Origin of the sequence: Kitasatospora sp. NPDC057015, from assembly GCF_042673745.1 — a bacterium.
In the GTDB taxonomy this organism is placed as follows: domain Bacteria; phylum Actinomycetota; class Actinomycetes; order Streptomycetales; family Streptomycetaceae; genus Kitasatospora.
Map to the genome: position 1 here is coordinate 263226 of NZ_JBHUSG010000007.1, position 20153 is coordinate 283378.

A 20153-nucleotide genomic window follows, 5' to 3' on the forward strand; every position below is an offset into this window, starting at 1 on the left:
GTATCCACGGCACCGTGCGCTCGCCTAATCCCGCACGGCCGGCCCTCCGGGGCAGGTCAGGGAGCCGGGGAACCACCGTTCCTTGGGGTGAATCGGCCAGGCCCAGGCCCGGCCGTAGGAGACCTTCCTGCTCCGAACCCGTCAGCTAACCCGGTAGGCGCGAAGGAAGGAAAGGAGCGCGCCTCCGTGGCGTCGTCGCACTCTCCGGCATACCTGCCCGGTTCCACCGGCACCCAGCTGCTCGACCACCCCTGGCCTCCCGCGCACGGCGGCTCGTACGGGGAAGGCCGGGACGAGAGCGCCCCGGCACGCCCGGCCGACAACAACCGGCACCGGATGCCGCGTCAGACCCGCGGCAGCGGACCGCTGCTCGGCGTCACCGCCGTCGCCGCCACCCTCGGGGCCACCGGCTTCGCCTCCGCCACCCCCGCCGCCGCGCCGGCCGTCGTCTCGCCCGACGAGACCACCGTGATCTCCGCCGACCCCGGCCTGGCGCTCGCCGCCCGGATCCAGCTGCAGGCCGACAGCCAGCGCACCGCCGCCGAGGAGGGCGCCCGCCTGCAGGCCGCCCAGGAGGCCGAGGCCAAGCGCGCCGCCCAGCAGCAGGAGGCCGAGCGGGCCGCCGCCGCGGCCGAGAAGGCCAAGCTCGCCGCCGTCCAGCTGCCGGTGCGCGACTACCACCTCTCCGCGCACTACGGGCAGAGCGCCTCGTACTGGTCCCACCTGCACACCGGCCTCGACTTCGCGGCCTCCACCGGCACCCCCGTGTACGCGGTCGGCTCCGGCACCATCACCTCGGCCGGCTGGTCCGGTTCGTACGGCTACCGGATCATCCAGACGCTGCCCGACGGCACCGAGATCTGGTACTGCCACCTCTCCTCGATCATCAAGGCCTCGGGCAAGGTCGTCCCCGGCCAGCAGATCGGCAAGGTCGGCGCCACCGGCAACGTGACCGGCCCGCACCTGCACCTGGAGGTCCGCCCCGACGGCGGCGCGCCGGTCGACCCGGAGACCTGGCTGGAGCAGCGCGGCCTCACCCCCTGACGGACCGCCCGGTCCCGGCCCCGGCCGGGACCGCCGCGCCGTCAGCTCGGTGCAGTCGGCGCCGCGCCGTCAGCTCCGGGACTCCTCCCACTCCTCGGCCGAGTCCTCGTCCGGGCCGGCGGCGTCCCCGGCGTACCCGGCGTACCCGGCCTCGGCGGCCTCCTGCGGGAGCTGGGCGAGGTACGCGTCGATCTCCTCCTGGCCGGGCTCCGGCGCCAGGTCCGGGTACTCCTCGACCAGCAGCTCCGGCAGCCCGGGCACCGTCCACTCGCCGTACAGCCGCAGGGCCTCCGCGGCCGCCGCCGCCTCGAAGGACTCGAAGTCCCCGGACAGTTCCGGCGGCATCGGCAGGCCCCGGGCGTTCAGCTCCGCCAGGTTGCGGTAGCTGCGTTCCATCAGGCCGTTCTCCAGCAGCATCCGGGCGCCGTCGGTGGCCATCCCCACCGACATCAGCCGGGTCGGGCCCCACCCGCCGTCGCCGTCCACCCGGTCCAGCCCGCCCGAGGCCTCCAGCGCCTCGTACGCCGCCAGCCGCTCCTGCGGAGCCAGCTCGCGGAAGGCGTCCAGCCAGGCCCGGACCGCCGCCGGGTCCGACACCGCCACCCCGTCCGCCCGCAGCAGCAGCGCGTACAGCCGGGGCCAGGTCACCAGGTCGGCCCGGCGCAGCAGGCCGGCCGCCACCTCGCCCTGCCACTCGGCCTCCGCCAGCAGCCGCTCCTGGCGCTTGGCGTTGAGCCGCTTGGCCGCCCGCTGGTGGTCGGTCAGCAGCCGCACCGCCGCGCCGTAGGCCAGCGGATCCGCTCCGGGAGCCGGCTGGGCGTACAGGTACAGCCGCTCGTACAGCAGGTGCTCGACCGCGGCCGAGGTCAGTTCCGGCCATCCGTCGTGCATCCTGGCGCCGCCCAGCTCCAGCAGCGTCAGCACCGCCCGCAGCGGCTCCTCGGCCACCGGCTCACGTTCCTGGGCCCGCGCCCAGGCGGTCAGCTCGGCGGTCCGGGTACGAGGGGCGAGCCGCAGGTCATCGTCGTTCATGTGACGTACGGTAGCCGCTGTACCGTTGGCGGACATGGTCCCCGTACTGCTCACCGGCCCGCGTCTGGTCGTCCGCGAGTTCCACCACACCCCCGGCGACATCGACGCGCTGCACGCCGTCTTCGGCGATCCCGAGACGGCCCGCTACCTCCCCTTCGAACCGCGCGACAGGGAGACCTGCGCCGACCAGATCGAGCTCTACGTCGAAGAAGCCCAGAAGGAGCCGCGCAGCACCTACCGGCTCGCCGTGACCCGCCACGAGGACGGCGAGGACGCGGTGCCGATCGGCAACGCCGTGCTCGGGGTCGAACCCCAGCGGGCCGGCTTCGTCGGCTACGCGCTGCGCCGCGACACCTGGGGGCGGGGCTACGCCAGTGAGATCACCCAGCTGCTCTGCGGCCTGGGCTTCACCACCCTCGGACTGCACCGCCTGTACGCCCGGGTGGACCCGGCCAACACCCCCTCCTCCCGGGTCCTCACCAAGGCCGGGTTCCAGCTGGAGGGGCGGATCCGGGAGGACCTCTACCTGCGCGGCACCTGGCACGACGCCCTCCAGTACTCGCTGCTGGAGCACGAGTGGACCCCGCCGGCCGGCTGACGGGGGTTAACCCCACCCCGGATCGGCCGGTGGGCCGGATACCCGCCGGCGGCCGTCCGCGGGACGGTGGAGGTGTCAGCAGGAAGCGATCCAGGACACCCCGAGGGACCGAGGCGGCCATGAGCAGCACCGCGCAGCGCGGCGAGTACGACACCCACGAGGCTCCCCGCCCGGTCCGCGCCGGGCACCCGGAGCGGGGCCCCGGCTTCTGGCGGGCGCCGTTCAGCGGTGCGCACGTCCGCGAGCTCGGCTTCACCCTCGGCGGGCTGCCGCTGGCCGTCGCCGGGTTCGTCTACGTGGTCACGCTGTTCGCGCTCGGCGCTGGCACCCTGGTCACCGTGATCGGGCTGCCGGTGCTGGCGGCCCTGCTCGGCGGCGCCCGCGGGTTCGGCGCGGCCGAGCGCGCCCGGGCCCGGCGCCTGCTCGCCCTGGACGTCCGGGGCCCGGCCCCCGTCGTGCCGGCCCGGCCCGGCTTCTGGGCCGGCGCCACCGCCCGCCTCGCCGACCCGGCGGGCTGGAAGGCCGTGCTCTACCAGGTCCTGATGTTCCCGTGGGCGATCGTCACCTTCGTGCTGTCGCTGACCTTCCAGGTCACCGGCTGGGTGGTCGCCGCCTACCCGCTCTACCACTGGGTCTTCGCCCGCTGGACGCCGTGGCCGGGCTACCAGGTGTTCGACTTCACCAAGGACGGCGAGCGCCACCGGTACTTCGTCGAGTCCCCGGTCCAGATCGCCGCGATGTCCGCGATCGGCTTCGCCCTGGTCCTCCTCACCCCGCAGCTGGTCCGCGCCCTGACCCACGTCAACCGGCTCGCGATCCGCGGGCTGCTCGGCGGCGGCGGCAAGACCGTCGGGTACTGACGGGCCGCCGACCGCGCCGCCGACCGCCCGCCGACCCTGGCGGGGCCCCGACGCCGGGCCCCGCCGGGGTCTCGCGCGTCCGGCGGCGCCCCGGGTGCGGGCCGCCCGCGGCCGTGGTCCGATGATCGGCATGGCCCGACCAGCCGACCACGAGATCCTGCTCACCTCGCGCCCCCTGGACGAGTACTGCGGACTCTTCGGCCTCACCAGGGCCGCCCTCGCCGCGGTCGACGGCCCCGTCCTCGACTGCCCGGGCGGCGCCGCCGGACTCACCGCGGAGGCCAGGGCGCTGGGCTGCCACGTGATCGCCGCCGACCCCGCGTACGCCGCGCCGCTGCCAGCCGTCACCGCCCGCGCACTGGCCGGCCGGGACGCCATGGCCGGCGCGATGCTGGCCGCGCCGCAGCTCTACCCCGACCCCCGCCACCTCCGGCCCGAGCGCTACCTGCGCAGCTGGGACCGCGCCCGCCGGCTGTTCGCCGCCGACACGGCCGCCCACCCCGAGGACTACGTCGCCGCCGCGCTGCCCCGGCTGCCCTTCGCCGACCGCACCTTCGCGCTCACCCTCAGCTCCTACCTGCTGCTCGCGTACCCCGGCCTGTTCGGCCCCCGCCGGCAGCTGGCCGGACTCCTCGAACTCGTCCGGGTCACCGCCGACGGCGGCGAGGCCCGGATCTACCCCCTGCACGACGGCGCCGGCCGCCGTTGCCCGCACCTCGACGAGCTCCGCCGGGCCCTCGGCCGGCACCGGGTCGCCAGCGAGATCCGGGCCTTCCCGCGCCCCGGCGACGGCCGCACCCGGCGGATCCTGGTCCTCACCCACGCCGGTGCCGGAAACCGCCGACCCCCGGGCTCTCCCAGCCGTTAGCGTGTCTCCTCATGGACCTCACCGACCCGCCCGCGGCGACCGGCCCCGACGCCGTGCCCGGCGCCCACCGACTGCTCGACATACCCGGCGTCCGCAACGCCCGGGACGTCGGCGGATTCACCACCACGCAGGGGGCGCGGGTGCGCACCGGCCTGCTCTACCGCACCGGCTGGCTCGCCGAGCTCACCCCGGAGGGCGCCCTGGCCGTCGCCAAGCTCGGCGTCCGCACCGTCCTCGACCTGCGGGACCCGGCGGAGATCGAGCGCTGGCCGGACCGCCTGCACGGCCTGGAGCCGGCCACCGCCCACCACCCGCTGCTCCCGCAGGACGGCGAGGACCACTACGGCAAGCCCCTCGCCGAGGCGTACCGGCTGATCACCGACACCGCGGCCGACACCCTGCCCGCCCTGCTCGGCCGGCTCACCGAGGCCGGGGCCCTGCCCGCACTGCTGCACTGCGCCGTCGGCCGCGACCGTACGGGCATCGCGGTGGCCGTGCTGCTCGGCGCGCTCGGGGTCGCCGACGAGGACATCGTCGACGACTACCTGCTCTCCAACCTGGGCCTCGGGCTGCTCGACGGCGTGCCGCAGGAGTACGTGGACGCCAACGGCGTCGTCCGGGTCACCGAGGTGGTCGGCCCGGCGCTGATCACCGGCGTCCTCGCCGTGCTGCGCGAGCGGTACGGCTCGCCGGCCGCCTTCCTGGTCGAGCACGGCCTCGGCGAGCAGGGCCTGGCCCGGCTGCGGGAGCTCTTCCTCGACCCCGCCTGAGGTCCCCCGCCTGAGGTCCCCGCCCGAGGTCCGCGACCGGGCATGCCCGGGGCCGCCGCCCGAGCTCCGCGGCTCAGGAGGCCGGGCGGTTCGCCGCCGGCGTCCGGCCCTCCGGACGCCGGCCGTCCGCGCCCCCGGTCGCGGAGCCGGCCTCCGTGGTGCTGCCGGAGCTGGAGTTGGAGCCGGAGCCGGTGGCGGTGGCCTGGCGGGGCACGGCGATCCCCGCGTCGTCCCGGGCGAGGATCTTCTCCGCCAACCAGCTGCGGTCCGATCCGTACGGGATGCCCTCGGGGGCGACCAGTTGGGAGGCCACCGCGTCCCGCAGCCGGTGCCACTCGCCGACGGCCAGCCGGGACAGCAGGCCGCGCGCCGCCAGCAGTGCGTGGTACTGCTCGAAACCGGAGCGGGGGCGCTCGATCGCCTCCAGGACGCTGCCCAGGTCGGCCAGCGCGCTGTCGCCCTGCATCAGGGCGAGCGCCTGCACCCGGCGGCCCTCCGAACCGTCCGCGAACATCTCCCGGACCTGATCCGCCGACAGGGCCGAGCGGCGCGCGGTCGAGCGCACCTCGGCGACCACGTTCTCCGGGCTGGCCGTACCCCCGGCGGGCGGCAACTGCTCCCGGACGACGGCCGGCCGGTCGTCGCTGGAGCCCAGCAGCCCGAGGTGCTGCATCGCGCGCACCCGCAGGTCGTCCGCGCCGACCTTGTCGCCCCTGCGGTCGCGGTCCTGCCCGGCGAGGAAGAGGTCGAGGGCGAAGTCGGCGTTCGAGAGCGCCCGGGGCAGCAGCAGCCGGGTGGCCAGCCAGCCGGCCAGGAACCCGAGCACCAGGAAGTACAGCACCAGGGCGGCCGCGAACGGCGCCGCCCCCGGCTCGCCGCCCAGCGCCGGGGCGAGCGCCGCGCCGAGCTGGTGCAGGCGGGCGCCCAGGGAGCCCAGCTGGGTCAGGCCCACGCCGAGCAGCACCTTGGTCAGCCAGTCCGAGACCTGCTCCAGGTTGGTGTTCGGCACGTACGAGTCGCGGGCCGGACCGGCCGGGCCCACCGGCGCCGGCTGCTCACCGGCCCGGATCCGGGGCACCCCGAAGAGGAATCCCAGGGCGCCGCCCAGGACCGCCGCGGCCCCCGCGACCATCAGCCCGCCGCCCAGCGCCTGCAGCGGGTGCGGGCGCCCCAGCGCGAACAGGAGCAGACCGGTCAGACCCGCCCCGGGCAGGCCGCCCGTCGCCGCGCGCCGTGCCGTCCGCAGCCGCGCCGCGTTCTCCGCCGCCCGTGCCCCCGCCATCGCTACCCCCTGCGCCAGCCCCGTGAAGTCGGGCCGACTGTACCCAACCGGGGTTACCGCGACACGCAGACGGCCCGTGGGCTGCTCCCCGGTACCAGAGCCCGGCGCCGGGCTGCTGGCACCGGGGCACCGGGGATGTTCCGGTGAGCCCACGGGCCGGGTGACTGCTTGGGAATCGCCTGCCGCCGGAGGCCGGTCACGACCTCAACTGCACAGGCAGGGGCGGCTCTAGCGAGCAGCCACCTCACACATCCTGACGGTACTCAACCAGGATCACCTCCTTTCAGTGTGCCGCCACGATAGGCACGTGACCCTGCCGGGGGCAACGGATTTACGAGGTGGTTTCCCGGCGGGATCCGGCGGTCGGGCACCGGTCGCGGACCCTCGGCCGCGGCCGGCCCGGCTCCGGGCGGCCCGCGGGGCATCGCCCGGATCATCGTGCGGGAACGGCGGAAGGCCCGGCAGATGATCTGCCGGGCCTTCCGTGCTACTGAGTAGCGGGGACAGGATTTGAACCTGCGACCTCTGGGTTATGAGCCCAGCGAGCTACCGAGCTGCTCCACCCCGCGTCGGTAAACCCCACAGTACGTGGATGTGACCCGGATGGGAAATCGGTTCAGCCGGGGGGTGCCGGACCGCCGCCAGGGGCGGGCGCGCAGGTGGGGCCGGGCGGTGCCGCCGGTCCGGCCGGTGCGGGCGCGGCGGTCCGGGCCGGCCCGGCCGTCAGGGCCGCCACCGGGGCCACCGGTTCGGACCGGTGTGCGAAGCGCTGGGCGGTCCCGGCCCTGGCCCAGACCGCGAAGGAGACCAGGGCCGCGAAGCACGGCACCATCAGCGTGCCGTACACCAGCAGGAAGCCGTGGGTGCCCAGCCCCGCGGCGGCGTTCCAGGTGCCGTGCAGGGCCATCGCCAGCAGCAGTCCGCCGGGCGCGGCCAGCCGGGCCGGCCAGCGCCGGCCGGTCGTCATCGTGATCGCCAGGCCCAGACCCGTCAGCGCGGTGAACAGGGGATGGGCGAAGGGGGACAGCAGGCCGCGCAGGACGAAGGTCTGCACCGTGCTGTCGAAGTCCCGCAGGCTGGGGGTCTCGCCGAGGCCGATGCTGTCCAGGCGCTGCTGCTGGTCGTCGGTGAAGGCCCGGCCCAGGTAGAGGGCGTTCTCGGTGAAGGCGAAGCCGCAGGCGGTGACGCCGCCGAGGACGATGCCGGCGGCCAGCGTGCGCGGCCGCGAGCGGGCCCGCGGGTGGCTGCGGATCCGCGGGTGGACGCGCACCGGGGGCGGCGGGTGGGGGCGCGAACGCGGCCGCGGGCGCCCGTGCAGTACGCCGCGCAGCCGGGCGTAGGCCGCCGGCGACAGGTCGGGCCGGGGCGGGCGGCGGCCGGGCGTCCGCGCGCGGAGCAGCGCCGCGTAGCGGCGGTCGAGGTGGCAGCGCAGCCGCCGGGGCAGTCGCCGGGGCAGCGACAGCGGCAGCGGCAGCAGGAGCAGCAGCAGGGCGGCCCCCTTGGCGCTCTCCTCGATCAGCGGGGTGGCGAAGTCGGCGCCGAGCGTCTCGCCGCGCAGGCCCTGGTGGGCGATCAGGAAGTCGCTCGCCCAGCCGTTGGCGAGGATCGCCACCGTGGTGGCCGCGCAGGAGCCCCAGGCCAGGCAGAACACCAGCTGCCGCACCGGCACCCGGGCGGTCTGGTTCAGCCAGGCCAGCGCGCCCAGGACGAACGGCAGCGGCAGCAGGGCGAGCCCGAGGCCGACGAAGAGCCCGGTCGTGCCGGTCTGCCGCCGGACGAGGTGGAGGATCAGCACGGCGCAGCCGGCCAGGGCCAGCACCGCCCCCGCGGTGACCGAGGTCAGCGCGGGGTGGCGCAGCACCGGGTGACGGAACACCGGATGGCCGAGCAGCGGGTGCCGGGGCGGCCGCGCGGCGCGGGCGTCCGACGGGAGGGCCTCGGTCGGCGCGGCGGCCGTCCGGGGCGGCGGGGCGGCCGACGGCCACCCCGCCGGGGGCAGTGACCGGCGGGCCCCGCGGGACCTGGGCCCCGGGATCGTCCGGGTGCCGGCGGTGCGCGTGGGTGCGTCCTGGGCGTCAGCGGCGGCGGCCGCCGGGCGGGCGGACCTCCCGCTGAACGGGCTGCTCACGCGGCAAAGGGTAGGGGACGCGTCCCACCCGGCGGGAGCCCTCGGCACAATACGTGCGGACCGGATCACCCGGGGTGACCGGGTGATCGGGTTCGATCAGCGGCGGCGGAACAGCAGGTCGTGCACGACGTGCCCCTTGGCGATGCCGGCCCGCTCGAACTTCGTCACCGGACGCCAGTCGGGCCGCGGCGCGTAGCCGGGCACGCTGCCGGCCGGGTGTTCGGCGGGCTCCAGCCACCCGGTGCCGTCGCCCTCCGGGTGCAGGTTCTCCAGCTCGGGGGAACCGGAGAGCACCTCCAGCATCTGCTCGGCGTAGGGCTCCCAGTCGGTCGCGCAGTGCACCAGCGCGCCCGGGGCGAGGCGGGGCAGCACGAGGTCGAGGAAGGACGGCTGGACCAGCCGGCGCTTGTGGTGCTTGGGCTTCGGCCACGGGTCGGCGAAGTAGACCCGCAGGCCCGCCAGCGAGGCGTCGGTGAGCATGTCGCGCAGCAGGATCACCGCGTCGCCGGCGGCCAGGCGGACGTTCTTCGAGCCGGCCCGCTCCAGCAACTGCAGCAGGTTGCCGTGGCCCGGGGTGTGCACGTCGGCCGCCAGGATGCCCGTCGCCGGGTCGGCCGCGGCCATCGCGGCGGTCGTCTCGCCCATGCCGAAGCCGATCTCCAACGTGACCGGGAGGCCGCCGAAGAGCTCGGGCAGGGCCAGCGGGCTGCCGTCGATCGCGATGCCGTACTGCTCCCACCCCCGGTCCAGCGCACCGGCCTGCGCGTTGGTCATCCGGCCCCGGCGCGGCTGGAAGCTGCGGATGCGCCGCTCGCTGTGCTGGGCCTCGGTGGCCCGGTGCGGGTACATCGGCGCGGGGTACCCCGCCGGTGCGGCGGAGAGCCGGACGGAGGGGGAGGGCTGGGGGATGGGGGCGGTGGCAGTCACAATCGGCCAAGTCTAAGGGGCGCCGACGGGGCCCGGGCCGGGCCCGGGCGGGGTGTGACGCAGCTCCCGTCGGGGCGCCCGGCGCAGGCCGGCACCGCGGTCGGCTCAGCCGCCCGCGGCCAGCGCGGCCAGCGCGCGGCGGGCCACCTCGCGGCCGATCGGCAGCGAGGCGGTGGCGGCCGGCGAGGGCGCGTTGAGCACGTGCACCAGGCGGCGGCCGGAGCGCGGGTCGTCGGGGTCGAAGCCGGCGAACGCGAAGTCGTCCAGCAGCGAGCCGTCCCGGGCCACCGCCTGGGCCCGGACCCCGGCTGCGGCCGGCACCAGGTCGGCCTCGGTGACGGCGGGCAGCAGCCGTCGCACGGCGGCGGTGAAGGCCCGCTTGGACAGCGAGCGGTGCAGCTCGCCGGCCTCCTGGCGCCAGTGCCGGCGGGCGATCCGCCAGGCACCGGGGAAGGCGAGCGTGCCGGCCAGCTCGCGGGGGCGTACGGTGCGCCAGTCGTAGCCCTCGCGGGCGAGGGCGGGCACCGCGTTCGGGCCCACGTGCACATCGCCGTGCACCCCCCGGGTGAGGTGCACCCCGAGGAAGGGGAACGCCGGATCGGGCACCGGGTAGACCAGGCCGCGCACCAGCCCGCGCCGCTGGTCGGCGAGCTCGTAGTACTCGCCCCGGAACGGCACGATCCGCACGCCCGGGTCGTCCCCCGCCAGCCGGGCCACCCGGTCGCTGTGCAGGCCCGCGCAGTTCACCAGCACCGCGCAGCGCAACTCGCCGGCCGAGGTCTGCACCGTCACGCCGTCCGCGCGGCGGGCGACGGCCCGCAGCTCCGTGCCGGGCAGCAGCGCCGCCCCGGCCTGCTCGGCCAGCCGGGCGAAGGCGCGGGCGACGGCGGGGAAGTCGCAGACACCGGTGGTGGCGACGTGCAGCCCGGCCAGCCCGGCCACCGCCGGCTCGTGCTCGGCGATCCCCGCCGGGCCCAGCTCGGTGACCGGGATGCCGTTCTCCCGTCCACGGGCGGCGAGGGCGTGCAGGCGCGGCAGCTCGGCCTGCCCGGTGGCGACGATCAGCTTGCCGGTCACCTCGTACGGGACGCCCTGCTCGCGGCAGAACCGCACCAGCTCGGCGGCGCCCCCGACCGCGTAGCGGGCCTTCAGCGACCCGGGCCGGTAGTAGACGCCGCTGTGGATCACCCCGCTGTTGCGGCCGCTCTGGTGGGTGGCGAAGGCGTCCTCCTTCTCCAGCACCCCGAGCCGCAGACCGGGCCGGGCGAGGGCGAGCGCGTGGGCCGTGGAGAGGCCGACGATGCCGCCGCCCGCCACCAGTACGTCGAAGTCGTACCGCACCACTGCCCCTTCGTCGACCGGCCCGCCCGCCGATGGTGGCACGGCGGGCGGTGCCGGTCGAGGGTGCCCCGCCCGTGCGGCGGGCGGCGCTCAGGCCGCGCGCTGCTGCTGCTCCCAGGGCCAGCCGGCGTCGCCCCCGGCCTCCAGGAGCGGGATCAGCCGGAAGGCGGCGTCGGTCAGGCCGCCGAAGGTGTGCCGGCCGGCCGTCCCCGAGGGGGCGTGGCCGGTGCGGTAGCCCGCGAGGTTCCAGGTGTAGACCGGGACGCCGGCGGGGACGGCCGCCAGCGGGTCGCCGCCCCAGCTGGACGGGCCCGCCTGCTCGTCGGTGACGATGACCACCCGGTCGTGGGCCCGGTAGTGCCGGCGGACGGCCTCGGCGGTCGCGGTGCCGCCGAGGTCGTGGAACCGCTCCAGCACCCGCAGCACCGGCTCGCCGCGACGAACGTCGATCACGTTGCTGGTGGAGCCGAACTCGACCAGGTCGGCGCCGGCCGACCGGACCTTCAGCGCGGTGCCGAAGATCGCCGCGGTGTCGGCCCGGTTGAGCTGGGTCCGCTGGTCGGGGCGGTCGAACATGGAGCCCGAGCGGTCCACCAGGATCAGCGTGCGGCCGGGCAGCGCCGGGACGTTGGCGAGGGAGTGCGCGAGCGCGGTCTCCAGTGCGTGCCCCCAGCGCAGCGACGGGGCGTGCCGGTGCGCGGCCAGGTAGCGGAACGGGAACTGCCGGGAGCGGGCGACCTCGTGGCGGTCCGAGATCCGCTTCGCGACCACCTCCGCCACCTCGTCCGACACCCCGGCCTGGTCGAAGTTGCGCAGGTTGCGGACCAGCGCCATCGGACCCATCGACGGGATGACCGCCTCCCAGACGGCCGCGTCCAGCGGGCCCTGCAGCCAGCCGGCCAGCGCCTCCCAGGTCAGCCCCGCGTCGGCGAGCCGCTCCGCGCCGCCCTCGGCCGTCACGGCCGCGCGCCGCTCGGCGACCGGCAGCGCGAGCAGCTCGCGGTTGGCGGACAGCACCCGGTCGGCGGCCGGCGGTACGGCCTCCTCGGGGTGGTGGCGGCGGTCCAGGGCGTACTTGAAGAGCTCGCCCTGCCACGGCTTGGCCGGGTCCGGCGACGGGTGGGTCAGCTCCAGCACGTCGCCGAAGCGGTAGTCCTTGGCCGCGCTGTCGTACTTGAGCAGCGCGCGGCCGTTGTAGAGCCGGCGCACCGCGTCGGCCACGCCGCGCTTGAGCGGCTGCGGCAGGCTGCGGCCGTAGCGCGAGGTCCAGTAGGCCAGCAGCTCGCCCGGCTCGTCCGGGCGCTGCAGGACGGCGTCGACGGCTTGGCGGGAGTGCCCCGGGGCCTTGGCGTCCAGCCGGGCCCGGGTGAACTCGGCCGCGCCGACCAGCGCGGCGGTGCGCAGCTGCGCGCCGTGGCGCAGCCAGCGGAGCAGGCCGAGCGTCCACTCGGGGTCGCTCACGGCGAGCTCGCGGACCAGTGCGGTGTACCGGTCGTCGCGGTCGCCGCCGCGCTCGTAGAAGGTGTCCTGCCCCACCGTGTTGGCCACGGCGAGCAGGAAGAGCTCCGACTTCTCGTCGCGCAGGAACCCGATGCCGCCCTGGTGGTTGACGGTGGGCCGCCCGGTGGTGGTCACGGGCGAGGACGGGGCCGGCCGGGCCTTGCGGACGTTGAAACGCGACATGGCGAACTCCCCCTGCGGACGGGTGACGGGAGGAGGGCACGGCGAAGCGGGGGTGCCCGAGGTCGTCGGACAAGGCCGCGGTCGATGAGCATCCGCTTCAACGCGCCCCGAGGGGCGCTCGACGAAGTAACCGTGGCCCGCGCACCGGGCACCCCGGCGCCGTGCCTCCCGAGATCAAGGATGGCGGCGGTGTTTCGCGGGCTCGAACCGCAGCGTCCGAGGACGCCTTACCAAGAAGTAACCGCTGCCGGCGCACCGGGAGGTGCGGAAGGACTCTTCAGATGTGGTGTCCAGAGATCAGAGGCGGCGGAGGTGACGAAGCTGCTCTACCGACTGAGCTACACCGACCCGGGGTCGGTGACGGGACTCGAACCCGCGACCTGCCCATTAACAGTGGAAGTAACCCCTGCCTGCGCACCTGGACAGGAGAAACATAGCCAGCCGCCGCTCGTACCCGCATCCGAATTACCCGCGCCCCGACCGCGGCCCTCCAACGCCCGAGCCGGTGCCCTCCAACGCCCCAGTCGGCGCCCGCGACGGTTCGTCAGGCCGGCGCGACCAGGATCGAACGCGCCCGCTCGGTCAGTTCGCGCACCCGCCGCTCGCCCTTGAAGGGCTCCAGCCGGCGGAGCATCTCGACCACGTAGTCGCGGCTGCGCTGGGAGGAGATCCGGCCGGCCACGTCGACCGCCCGCTCGCCGGCCGCCACGGCCGCGTCCAGGTCGCCCGCCTCGGCCTCGGCCATCGCGGAGACCACCAGGCGCAGCCCGTGCGAGCGGACGAAGCCCTCGGTCGGTCTGGCCAGTGCCTCCCGGGTGAACTGACGGACCTTCGCCGGCACGCCCAGGTCCCGGAAGCACTCGGCGGCGTCGGCGGCCAGCCGGTCGTAGGCGTAGAAGTCGATCCACGCCGGATCGCAGTCCCCGGCGCGCGACCGCTCCAGGGCGCTCTCCGCCGCGCCGAGCGCCGTCGCGCACGCCGCCGCGTTGCGGGCCTTCGCCTGGGCCCGCGCCTCCACCAGGTGGAAGAAGCTCATCGTCCGGGCCGTCGCCAGCCCCCGGTTGCGCTCCAGGGCCGCCTGCGCGAGGTCCACCGCCTCCTCCGCGAAGCCGCGGTAGCCCGCCTGCAGGCTCATCGAGGCCAGCACGTACCCGCCCAGCGGCACGTCCGCCGCCGCCCGGGCCAGCCGCAGGGCCTGGATGTAGTACCGCTGCGCGGCCTCGTGCTGGCCGGTGTCGAAGGCCATCCAGCCGGCCAGCCTGGTCAGTTCGGCCGTCGCGCCGAACAGCGCCCGGCCGACCGCGTCGCTGTACGAGGCCAGCAGCAGCGGCGCCGCCTCCACCCGCAGGCACTCCGGGACCATCGACGAACGCCAGTCCCCGCCGCCGTACTTGGAGTCCCACCGGCGGGCCTCCTGGGCCGCCTCGCGCAGCTTCACCGCGTCCGAGTGCCCGACCCGGTACGAGGCCAGGTCGGCGGTGCTGGGCGGCGCCTCGCGGGCCACCGAGCCGTCCGCCGGGGTGATCAGCCAGCGGGACACCGGAGTCGCGTACGCCGAGACCGAGAAGGTGCCGGCCAGGCTGTCGCTCCAGCGCCCGCCGCCCGGCCCGCGCCGCAGGTCCAGGTCGACCCGCCAGAGGTCGGTCGCCGACCGGACCGCCTCCGACACCTCGCGGGGGAAGGCCAGGCCGAGTTCGGGCGTGGGATCGGTGTCGCCGAGGCCGATCTCCTCCAACGGCACGGGCCGGCCGAGCTTGCCGCCGATCGCGGTGGCGATCAGGTGCGGCACCGGCCCCTGCGGGACCATCCCCTTGCTGACCCAGCGGGCCACCGAGGTCTTGTCGTAGCGAAGCGTCAACCCCCGCTGTGCACCGAGGTCGTTGACCCGACGGGCCAGGCCGGCGTTGCTGATCTGGGCGAGGGTCAGGAGCGTGCCGAGCCGTTCGTTCGGTCCACGTGGGCTGACGGTCATGGTGGCGGCGGCACCCCCTGCGACGTTTGTGCGCGGCGCCCGGTGCTGCGGCCGGGCCGAACCTGCTGCACCTAGAGTAGTCGGACGCGTTCCTAGGGTTAAGGCCCGGCAATCCGGATGGCGGGATCGCGCACCCGCCCCCCGACGCGCGGGACGGCTCGGCGGTGCGGCGTCCTCCGTTTGTGTGCGCGCCCGGAGTGCTGTGCTCCGGTCGTGTGCCGATGTGCGCCCGGCCGTGCCCCCTGGCCCGATCGCCAGGTCGGCGATTCGCTGGTGCCGTGGGTCGGCCCGCCGTCGAGGACCCGGCGGGTCGGGGGAGCCGCCGTCTCCATCCCCGCGGACGGCGGATCAGGCCGGGAGGGCATGCGGATGCCCTCCCGGGCCTTGCGACGCCTTTCGGCCATCTCGCGATGGCCATGACAGGGCGCCGTGACCGGCGGTCCGGGCCGTGGAGGGGAGGGCCCGGCCGCGCGGTCGCCGGTCCGCCCTCGGCGGCGGACCTCCGCGGGGCGTGCGACCCCGCGTCCGACATCCGCGTCCGACACCCGCGGACGGCAGCCGGCACCGGCGTCCGGGCGGTGAACTCCCCAGCCCGGGCGGTGAACTCCCGCGCCCCGCACCGGCCGTGCGCCGACCGTCCGGCGCGTCGACCGTCCGTGCCCGACCGGCCGCGCGTCCGGGATGCCGTGCCTCGACCGTCCGTGCCCGACCGGCCGGCCGGTGAGCGGCCGGCGGGCGGCCGCCCGGCCAACATCCGTCGAACGGCGAACCGCCGCCACCCGTACGCCACGCGAATTCACAGCCGCAACACCGGTCCCCCGGTGGGCGTCCGGTGGCACGATGGCTCCTGACGGTGCGCCGGGCCGGTGGCCGCGCGGGGCCGCGCGCCCGCACGCGGCGGCCGACCCGTGGGCGACCCGAGCCGCTCGGGCCGGTCCGGACCTGGTCCGGACGGACGACCGGCGCGCCGCCGCGATGGGTTCCTCGTCCGGTGGAGGCGCGATGCGGTGGCTGACGGGCTGGAGCGGGACCTCGCCGAGGGCGGGCGGGTCGGCGCACGAGGCGCTGGGCAACGTGCGCCCGATCGCGGCCCGCACCCTCTGGGCGGGCCCCAACCCGCTGTGGGCGGTGGGGGACTGGCGTCCCGAGGAGATCCGGCTGGTCACCCTGCGGCCGGGCGCCCCGGCCGCGGTCAGCACCGGCACCCCGCCGCCCGACCCCGTCGAGGACACCCCCGCCACCACCCGCCTCGCCGTCCTCGGCCACTGCGGGGCCTCCGACGCCGAACTCGCCGCCGGCCTGGCCGCGGCGCGCGGCGGCGCCGTCCGCCACCTGAGCGCGTGGCCGGGCAGCTACACGGCGGTGCTGCGCACCGGCACCCGCAGCACGCTGCTGCTGACCGACCTGGCCGGCGCCCTCCCGGTCTTCCACACCCCGTGGTGCGGCGGCACCGCGTACGCGACCGCCGCGCTCCCGCTCGCCGACCTGGTGGGCGCCCCGATCGACGCGGGCCACCTGGCGTCCCGGCTGGCCTGCCCCGAGTCGCCCGAGGCGCTCGGTACCGGCACCCCGTACCTGGGCGTGCGGCGGGTGCCGCCGGGGCACGTGCTGGCGGTCCGCGGCGGCCGGCCCTACACCGCCTCGTACGACGAGCACGGCGGTGGCCCGCAGCCGCGCGGCGAGGCTCCGGCGGTCCGCGAACTCACCCGCGCCCTGCTGGAGTCGATCCGCTTCCGGGTGCGTCCGGCCGCCCCCGGAGCGCGGCTCACGCCGCGGCCGGCCGCGGGCGCGGCGCCGGAGCGGGCACGGCTCGGCGTCGACCTCTCGTACGGGACGGCCTCGGCGACCGTGGCCCTGCTGGCCGCGGCCGTTCCGCCCGGCCCGGGGCGGCCGCCGGCCGGCGCCCCCGCGGCCACCCCGGCCGAGTCCGCCCTGCCCGTCCTGCCGGGCCGGGCGGACGAGAGCGGCGGCCGGGCCAGGTCGGGCGCCACCAAGGGGTCCTGGGCGCGCCCGCAGGCCGCCGGAGCGAGCGAGCCGGAGCAGCTGGCGGCCGTCACCTTCGGCGAGCCGGCGGGCCCGGCCGTCGCCCCCGGCGGCAGCGCCGTGCTGGTGCCGGACACCCCGCGGCTACGGCACACCGTCCTGCCGGTGACCACGGGCACGCTGCCGTTCGCCGGTCTCGGCGCCGACCCGCTGGCCGGCCGGCTGACGGACGAGCCGGGCCCCGAACTGGTCGCCGCGGCCCGCGCCGAGGCCCGGTTCGCGGCCGGCGGCACCGACCACCTCACCGGGTACGGCGCCCGGCAGGTCCTGGACGGCCATCCGGCCCGGCTGGCCGACCTGATCCGGGCCGGGCGCCCGCGCGAACTGCTGCCGCCGGTGGCCGCGCTGGCCGGCGCGGACCGCGCGGTGGCCGGGGTGCTGACCGCCGCGGTGCGCACCCCGGTGACGGTGCTGCGGGCGGCCCACCGGCTGTCCCGGATCCGCTACGCCGACGCGCTCGACGACGCCGCCGTCCGGCTCACCGCCCGCCGGGCCGCCACGACCGCGGCCACCGCCGGCGCCGGGACGGCCGGCGGCCTGTCCTGGTGCGTCCCGGGCCCGGCCGCCCGCTGGCTCTCGGACGAGGCGCTCTCGGCGGTCGCGCTGCGGCTGCGGCTGGCCGCCCGCGGCCCCGCCCCCGCCGAGCATCCGGGGGCCCGGCGGGCCGGCCAGGCGCTGTACCGGCACGCCGCCGCGTACCGCACCCTGCTGCAGGCCGCCGAGCAGCCGGGCCAGCGGCTGCACGCGCCCTTCCTGGACAACCAGGTGGTGCGGGCGGCCCGGCTGCTGCCCGACGAGGTGCGCCTGCAGCCCGGTGCCCGGCACACCCTGCTGCACGCGGTGCTGGCCGGCGCCGGCCGCACCGACCTGCCCGCCGACTGGGGGCGCGGCGCCCGGCCCGACCGCCACGGACCGGCCCGGACCGGCCTGCGGCTGGCGGCGGACGGGATCGCCGAGCTGTTCGACCGTCCGCTGCTCGCCGAGGCCGGGCTGATCGACCTGCCGGCCGTCCGCCGGAGCCTGGACCGGGCCGCCGCCCCGGGGGCCGGACCCGGGCCGGAGACCCTGGCGGGGATCGCCGAACTGGTCTCCACCGAACTGTGGCTGCGCCGGGTGCGGGCCCGCCGGCACGGCTCCTGCTGGACCGGCCTGCCGCTGGCCGAACGCGTGGCGCTCGCGGCGGCGCGTTTCGCCTGATCCCGCCCGGCGGAGCGGGATCATGGCGGGGCAGGCACCCGGTCCTGCCCCGACCCGCCGCCGTCAGTCCTGGAGCCAAGGTGACCAGCTCGGACCAGTCCGAACCCGTGCTGACGGTGACCGGCGGGCCGCCCGCCGGACCGCCCGGTGTGCTGGCCGCCTGCGACGGGTCGGACGGCTCGCTGTGGGCGCTGGACCGGGCGATGACCGAGGCCGAGCTGTTCGGGCTGCCGCTCTACGTGATGGCGGTGGTCAACCCCTCTCCGGTGGGCTACCCGCCGGGGATGGCCGAGCTGGTCCGGGAGAGCGTCGAGCAGCTCGTCGAGAGCATGGCGGACGGTCTGCGGCGCTCGGTCGCCACCGTCCAGCGGGCCCGCCCCCTGCCGTACGAGGGGGAGCCGGCGCTGCACGTGGTGCTCGGCAACGTGATCGAGGTGCTGCTCGCCTCCGCCGTCACCCAGCACACGCTGGTGCTCGGGACCCGGGGGAACGGCGGCTTCAACCGGCTGCTGCTCGGATCGGTGAGCACGGCGGCGGTGCACCACGCGGCCTGTCCGGTGCTGGTCGTCCCGCCGCCGGCGACCCGCTGACGGTCGGTTCACGGAGGAGGCGGTCCACGGACGGCGCGTGGCCGGACGGACCGGACCGGGCCGGCGGTACGTGATCCCGGTCGCGGGCCGCCCGTCCGGGGAATGAGCCGGGCCCGGTCGGCCGTTGACCCGGGGAACCCGTCGCCCAACTCAGGAGCCCGTCGTCATGAAGGTCGAGATCTACTCCGACATCGCCTGCCCGTGGTGCTACATCGGAAAGCGCCGCTTCGAGCAGGCCCTCGCCGGCTTCGAGGGTCGGGCGGACGTCGAGGTGGTCTACCGGCCCTACCAGCTCGTTCCGGACGCCTCCGGAACGGCGACCCCGCACCGCGCCTGGCTGGCCGAGCGCTTCGGGCCGCAGTCGGTCGCGATGGACGCCCGGGTGACCGAGCTCGGCCGGGCGGAGGGCATCACGTACGACTTCGACACCGCCCTGCACGTCAACACGCTGCTGGGCCACCGGCTGCTGCACCTGGCGCTGACCGAGTACGGGGCCGCGGTCCAGGGCGTGCTCAAGGAGGGTCTGCTGAAGGCCCACTTCAGCGACGGCGTGGACCTCGGCGACCGCGCCCGGCTCACCGAGATCGCGGTGGCGGCCGGCCTCGGCCGCGAGCGGGTGACGGAGTACCTGGCCGGGGACGAGGGCGCCGAGGACGTCCGGGCCCAGCTGGCGCAGGCCCGCGAGCTCGGCATCAGCGCCGTGCCGACCTTCGTCTTCGAGGGCAAGTGGGCCGTCCAGGGCGGCCAGGAGGCCGAGACCTTCCGCAAGGTGCTGGAGCAGGTGGCCGCCGAGACCGCGGCGCCGGTCGGGGCGGCGGCCGGGGCCGGCGCCTGCGCGGACGACTCCTGTGCGGACGGTGCCTGCGCGGTCTGATCCGGCCGTGTCCGACCGTGTCCCGTCGATCGCGGGGTCCGGTCGCCGTCGAGCCCCGCCGATCGCGGGCCCGCGCCCAGGTGTCCTCGCACCCGGGCGCGGGCCCGCCTCAGTCGCAGCTGAAGCGGGCCTCGGCCCAGTCCGCCACCGCGGAGCCCGACCACGGGCCGCGCAGCGGGGTGACCACCAGTCGCACCGAGCGGCGGCCGGCCAGCGTGACGTGCACGGGCACGGGGGCGTCCCCGGCCCGGAGCTCGCGTGAGGACCACAGCGTGGCGCCGTCCTCGCCCTGGACGGAGAACACGGCCCGGGCGCCCGGCGGCGTCAGGTCGTCCAGACCGGCCACCGCGTCGAAGGACCGGCAGGAGCGGTTCAGGTCGACGGTCGTGGTGGTGGGCGCGTGCACCGAGAGGCCGTGCTTGTAGCGCCGGCCGCCCATCCAGACCGCGTCCCGCTGCCAGACCCAGCCGCCGCCGTGCCGCAGGCTCGGCCCGGCCGGCGGCACCCGGTTCCCGCCGGGATTGAAGTACGGGAGCGCGTCCGCCCAGAAGTCGCGGGCGGGGGTCGGCGGGGTGACCACCGGGGAGGGCTCCGGCTCCGGCGTCGTCGGCTGCGGCGGTTGCGGGACCTCGGGGGTCGGGACGACCGGCGCCGTCGTCCTCGGTTCGGGGGTCGGGGACGGCGGCGCGGGCGGCGCCGGCTTCGCGGTCGGCGCGGGCGCCGGGGTGCGGGTGGGCGTGGGCCTGGGCGCGGGGGGCGGGCTCGGCGCGGGCGCCGGTTCCGGTTCCGCCGCCGGTTCGGGCTCCGGCGCGGGTGCGCTCGGCGGCGCGGGGGCCGGCGCGGGCGGCACGACGGCGGGGGAGGAGATCGGTGCGGCGGCGGCCAGCGGCGGCGCGGCGGGCTGGGGCGAGCCGGTCAGCGCGTAGGCGGCCGCCGCGGCCGCC

General features: G+C 76.8%; 17 protein-coding genes, 1 tRNA gene and 1 riboswitch. Of the genes, 9 read left to right on the forward strand and 9 right to left on the reverse strand.

The annotated features are described in order from the left end of the window. The first annotated feature begins 11 nt into the window (after positions 1 to 11). Positions 12 to 174: riboswitch (cyclic di-AMP (ydaO/yuaA leader) on the forward strand. Between the two features lie 12 nt (positions 175 to 186). Continuing rightward, the gene (locus tag ACFTWP_RS10065) at positions 187 to 1044 is read left to right on the forward strand and encodes a M23 family metallopeptidase (protein WP_380263858.1); all 858 of its coding nucleotides are present in this window, start codon (positions 187 to 189) and stop codon (positions 1042 to 1044) included. A gap of 69 nt (positions 1045 to 1113) precedes the next feature. Here the strand turns inward: ACFTWP_RS10065 and ACFTWP_RS10070 are convergent, their stop codons facing one another. Continuing rightward, entirely contained in the window at positions 1114 to 2076 is a 963-nt protein-coding gene (locus tag ACFTWP_RS10070) for a hypothetical protein (RefSeq protein WP_380263860.1), read from the reverse strand. 34 nt (positions 2077 to 2110) lie between these two features. On the opposite strand from ACFTWP_RS10070, the gene ACFTWP_RS10075 reads away from it, so the two are divergent. The 4 genes from ACFTWP_RS10075 (at position 2111) to ACFTWP_RS10090 (ending at position 5172) form a co-directional block, all read left to right on the forward strand. Next, positions 2111 to 2674: a GNAT family N-acetyltransferase gene (locus tag ACFTWP_RS10075; protein WP_380263861.1), complete on the forward strand. Its 564-nt coding sequence runs from the start codon at positions 2111 to 2113 to the stop codon at positions 2672 to 2674. A 119-nt stretch (positions 2675 to 2793) separates the two neighbouring features. After that, the gene (locus ACFTWP_RS10080; RefSeq protein ID WP_380263863.1) at positions 2794 to 3534 is read left to right on the forward strand and encodes a sensor domain-containing protein; all 741 of its coding nucleotides are present in this window, start codon (positions 2794 to 2796) and stop codon (positions 3532 to 3534) included. A 130-nt stretch (positions 3535 to 3664) separates the two neighbouring features. Beyond that, complete coding sequence (locus ACFTWP_RS10085; protein ID WP_380263865.1) at positions 3665 to 4402, forward strand: hypothetical protein; 738 nt, start codon at positions 3665 to 3667, stop codon at positions 4400 to 4402. An 11-nt stretch (positions 4403 to 4413) separates the two neighbouring features. Continuing rightward, complete coding sequence (locus ACFTWP_RS10090) at positions 4414 to 5172, forward strand: tyrosine-protein phosphatase (protein ID WP_380263866.1); 759 nt, start codon at positions 4414 to 4416, stop codon at positions 5170 to 5172. A 73-nt stretch (positions 5173 to 5245) separates the two neighbouring features. On the opposite strand, the gene ACFTWP_RS10095 is transcribed toward ACFTWP_RS10090, so the two are convergent. The 7 genes from ACFTWP_RS10095 to ACFTWP_RS10125 form a co-directional block, all read right to left on the reverse strand. Further along, the gene (locus ACFTWP_RS10095; protein ID WP_380263867.1) at positions 5246 to 6454 is read right to left on the reverse strand and encodes a hypothetical protein; all 1209 of its coding nucleotides are present in this window, start codon (positions 6452 to 6454) and stop codon (positions 5246 to 5248) included. 495 nt (positions 6455 to 6949) lie between these two features. Next, positions 6950 to 7023 (reverse strand) — tRNA-Met (locus ACFTWP_RS10100). 47 nt (positions 7024 to 7070) lie between these two features. Further along, positions 7071 to 8582, reverse strand: coding sequence for a PrsW family intramembrane metalloprotease (locus ACFTWP_RS10105; RefSeq protein ID WP_380263868.1), 1512 nt, complete (start codon positions 8580 to 8582; stop codon positions 7071 to 7073). 96 nt (positions 8583 to 8678) lie between these two features. Next, positions 8679 to 9509 carry a tRNA (guanosine(46)-N7)-methyltransferase TrmB gene (trmB, locus tag ACFTWP_RS10110; RefSeq protein ID WP_380263869.1) on the reverse strand — a complete coding sequence of 277 codons (831 nt, stop codon included), beginning with the start codon at positions 9507 to 9509 and terminating at the stop codon, positions 8679 to 8681. Positions 9510 to 9614: 105 nt separating this feature from the next. Beyond that, complete coding sequence (gene lhgO / locus ACFTWP_RS10115; protein ID WP_380263871.1) at positions 9615 to 10853, reverse strand: L-2-hydroxyglutarate oxidase; 1239 nt, start codon at positions 10851 to 10853, stop codon at positions 9615 to 9617. A gap of 87 nt (positions 10854 to 10940) precedes the next feature. After that, positions 10941 to 12533 (reverse strand): TROVE domain-containing protein, encoded by a 1593-nt coding sequence (locus ACFTWP_RS10120; protein WP_380263872.1) that lies wholly within the window; start codon positions 12531 to 12533, stop codon positions 10941 to 10943. A 544-nt stretch (positions 12534 to 13077) separates the two neighbouring features. Then, positions 13078 to 14505 (reverse strand): MFS transporter, encoded by a 1428-nt coding sequence (locus tag ACFTWP_RS10125; RefSeq protein WP_380263873.1) that lies wholly within the window; start codon positions 14503 to 14505, stop codon positions 13078 to 13080. Positions 14506 to 15507: 1002 nt separating this feature from the next. On the opposite strand from ACFTWP_RS10125, the gene ACFTWP_RS10130 reads away from it, so the two are divergent. The 3 genes from ACFTWP_RS10130 to ACFTWP_RS10140 all read left to right on the forward strand — a co-directional run bounded on the left by ACFTWP_RS10130 (position 15508) and on the right by ACFTWP_RS10140 (position 19209). After that, positions 15508 to 17745: an asparagine synthase-related protein gene (locus tag ACFTWP_RS10130; protein ID WP_380263874.1), complete on the forward strand. Its 2238-nt coding sequence runs from the start codon at positions 15508 to 15510 to the stop codon at positions 17743 to 17745. An 80-nt stretch (positions 17746 to 17825) separates the two neighbouring features. Then, the gene (locus ACFTWP_RS10135; protein WP_380263875.1) at positions 17826 to 18335 is read left to right on the forward strand and encodes a universal stress protein; all 510 of its coding nucleotides are present in this window, start codon (positions 17826 to 17828) and stop codon (positions 18333 to 18335) included. Between the two features lie 166 nt (positions 18336 to 18501). Then, a complete protein-coding gene (locus ACFTWP_RS10140) occupies positions 18502 to 19209 on the forward strand; it encodes a DsbA family oxidoreductase (RefSeq protein WP_380263876.1) in 708 nt (235 codons plus the stop codon). A gap of 109 nt (positions 19210 to 19318) precedes the next feature. On the opposite strand, the gene ACFTWP_RS10145 is transcribed toward ACFTWP_RS10140, so the two are convergent. Further along, complete coding sequence (locus ACFTWP_RS10145) at positions 19319 to 19789, reverse strand: NPCBM/NEW2 domain-containing protein (RefSeq protein ID WP_380263878.1); 471 nt, start codon at positions 19787 to 19789, stop codon at positions 19319 to 19321. On the opposite strand from ACFTWP_RS10145, the gene ACFTWP_RS10150 reads away from it, so the two are divergent. After that, the gene (locus tag ACFTWP_RS10150) at positions 19782 to 20135 is read left to right on the forward strand and encodes a hypothetical protein (protein WP_380263879.1); all 354 of its coding nucleotides are present in this window, start codon (positions 19782 to 19784) and stop codon (positions 20133 to 20135) included. The two genes, ACFTWP_RS10145 and ACFTWP_RS10150, sit on opposite strands and share 8 nt — an antisense overlap. Positions 20136 to 20153 lie beyond the last annotated feature (18 nt).

Bases quoted from the DNA above. Each gene is read 5' to 3' on its own strand.
- ACFTWP_RS10095 (WP_380263867.1), bottom strand. From the start codon at position 6,454: ATGGCGGGGGCACGGGCGGCGGAGAACGCGGCGCGGCTGCGGACGGCA.
- ACFTWP_RS10090 (WP_380263866.1), top strand. From the start codon at position 4,414: ATGGACCTCACCGACCCGCCCGCGGCGACCGGCCCCGACGCCGTGCCC.
- ACFTWP_RS10140 (WP_380263876.1), top strand. From the start codon at position 18,502: ATGAAGGTCGAGATCTACTCCGACATCGCCTGCCCGTGGTGCTACATC.
- ACFTWP_RS10080 (WP_380263863.1), top strand. From the start codon at position 2,794: ATGAGCAGCACCGCGCAGCGCGGCGAGTACGACACCCACGAGGCTCCC.
- ACFTWP_RS10130 (WP_380263874.1), top strand. From the start codon at position 15,508: ATGCGGTGGCTGACGGGCTGGAGCGGGACCTCGCCGAGGGCGGGCGGG.
- ACFTWP_RS10120 (WP_380263872.1), bottom strand. From the start codon at position 12,533: ATGTCGCGTTTCAACGTCCGCAAGGCCCGGCCGGCCCCGTCCTCGCCC.
- ACFTWP_RS10085 (WP_380263865.1), top strand. From the start codon at position 3,665: ATGGCCCGACCAGCCGACCACGAGATCCTGCTCACCTCGCGCCCCCTG.
- ACFTWP_RS10070 (WP_380263860.1), bottom strand. From the start codon at position 2,076: ATGAACGACGATGACCTGCGGCTCGCCCCTCGTACCCGGACCGCCGAG.
- ACFTWP_RS10125 (WP_380263873.1), bottom strand. From the start codon at position 14,505: ATGACCGTCAGCCCACGTGGACCGAACGAACGGCTCGGCACGCTCCTG.
- ACFTWP_RS10075 (WP_380263861.1), top strand. From the start codon at position 2,111: ATGGTCCCCGTACTGCTCACCGGCCCGCGTCTGGTCGTCCGCGAGTTC.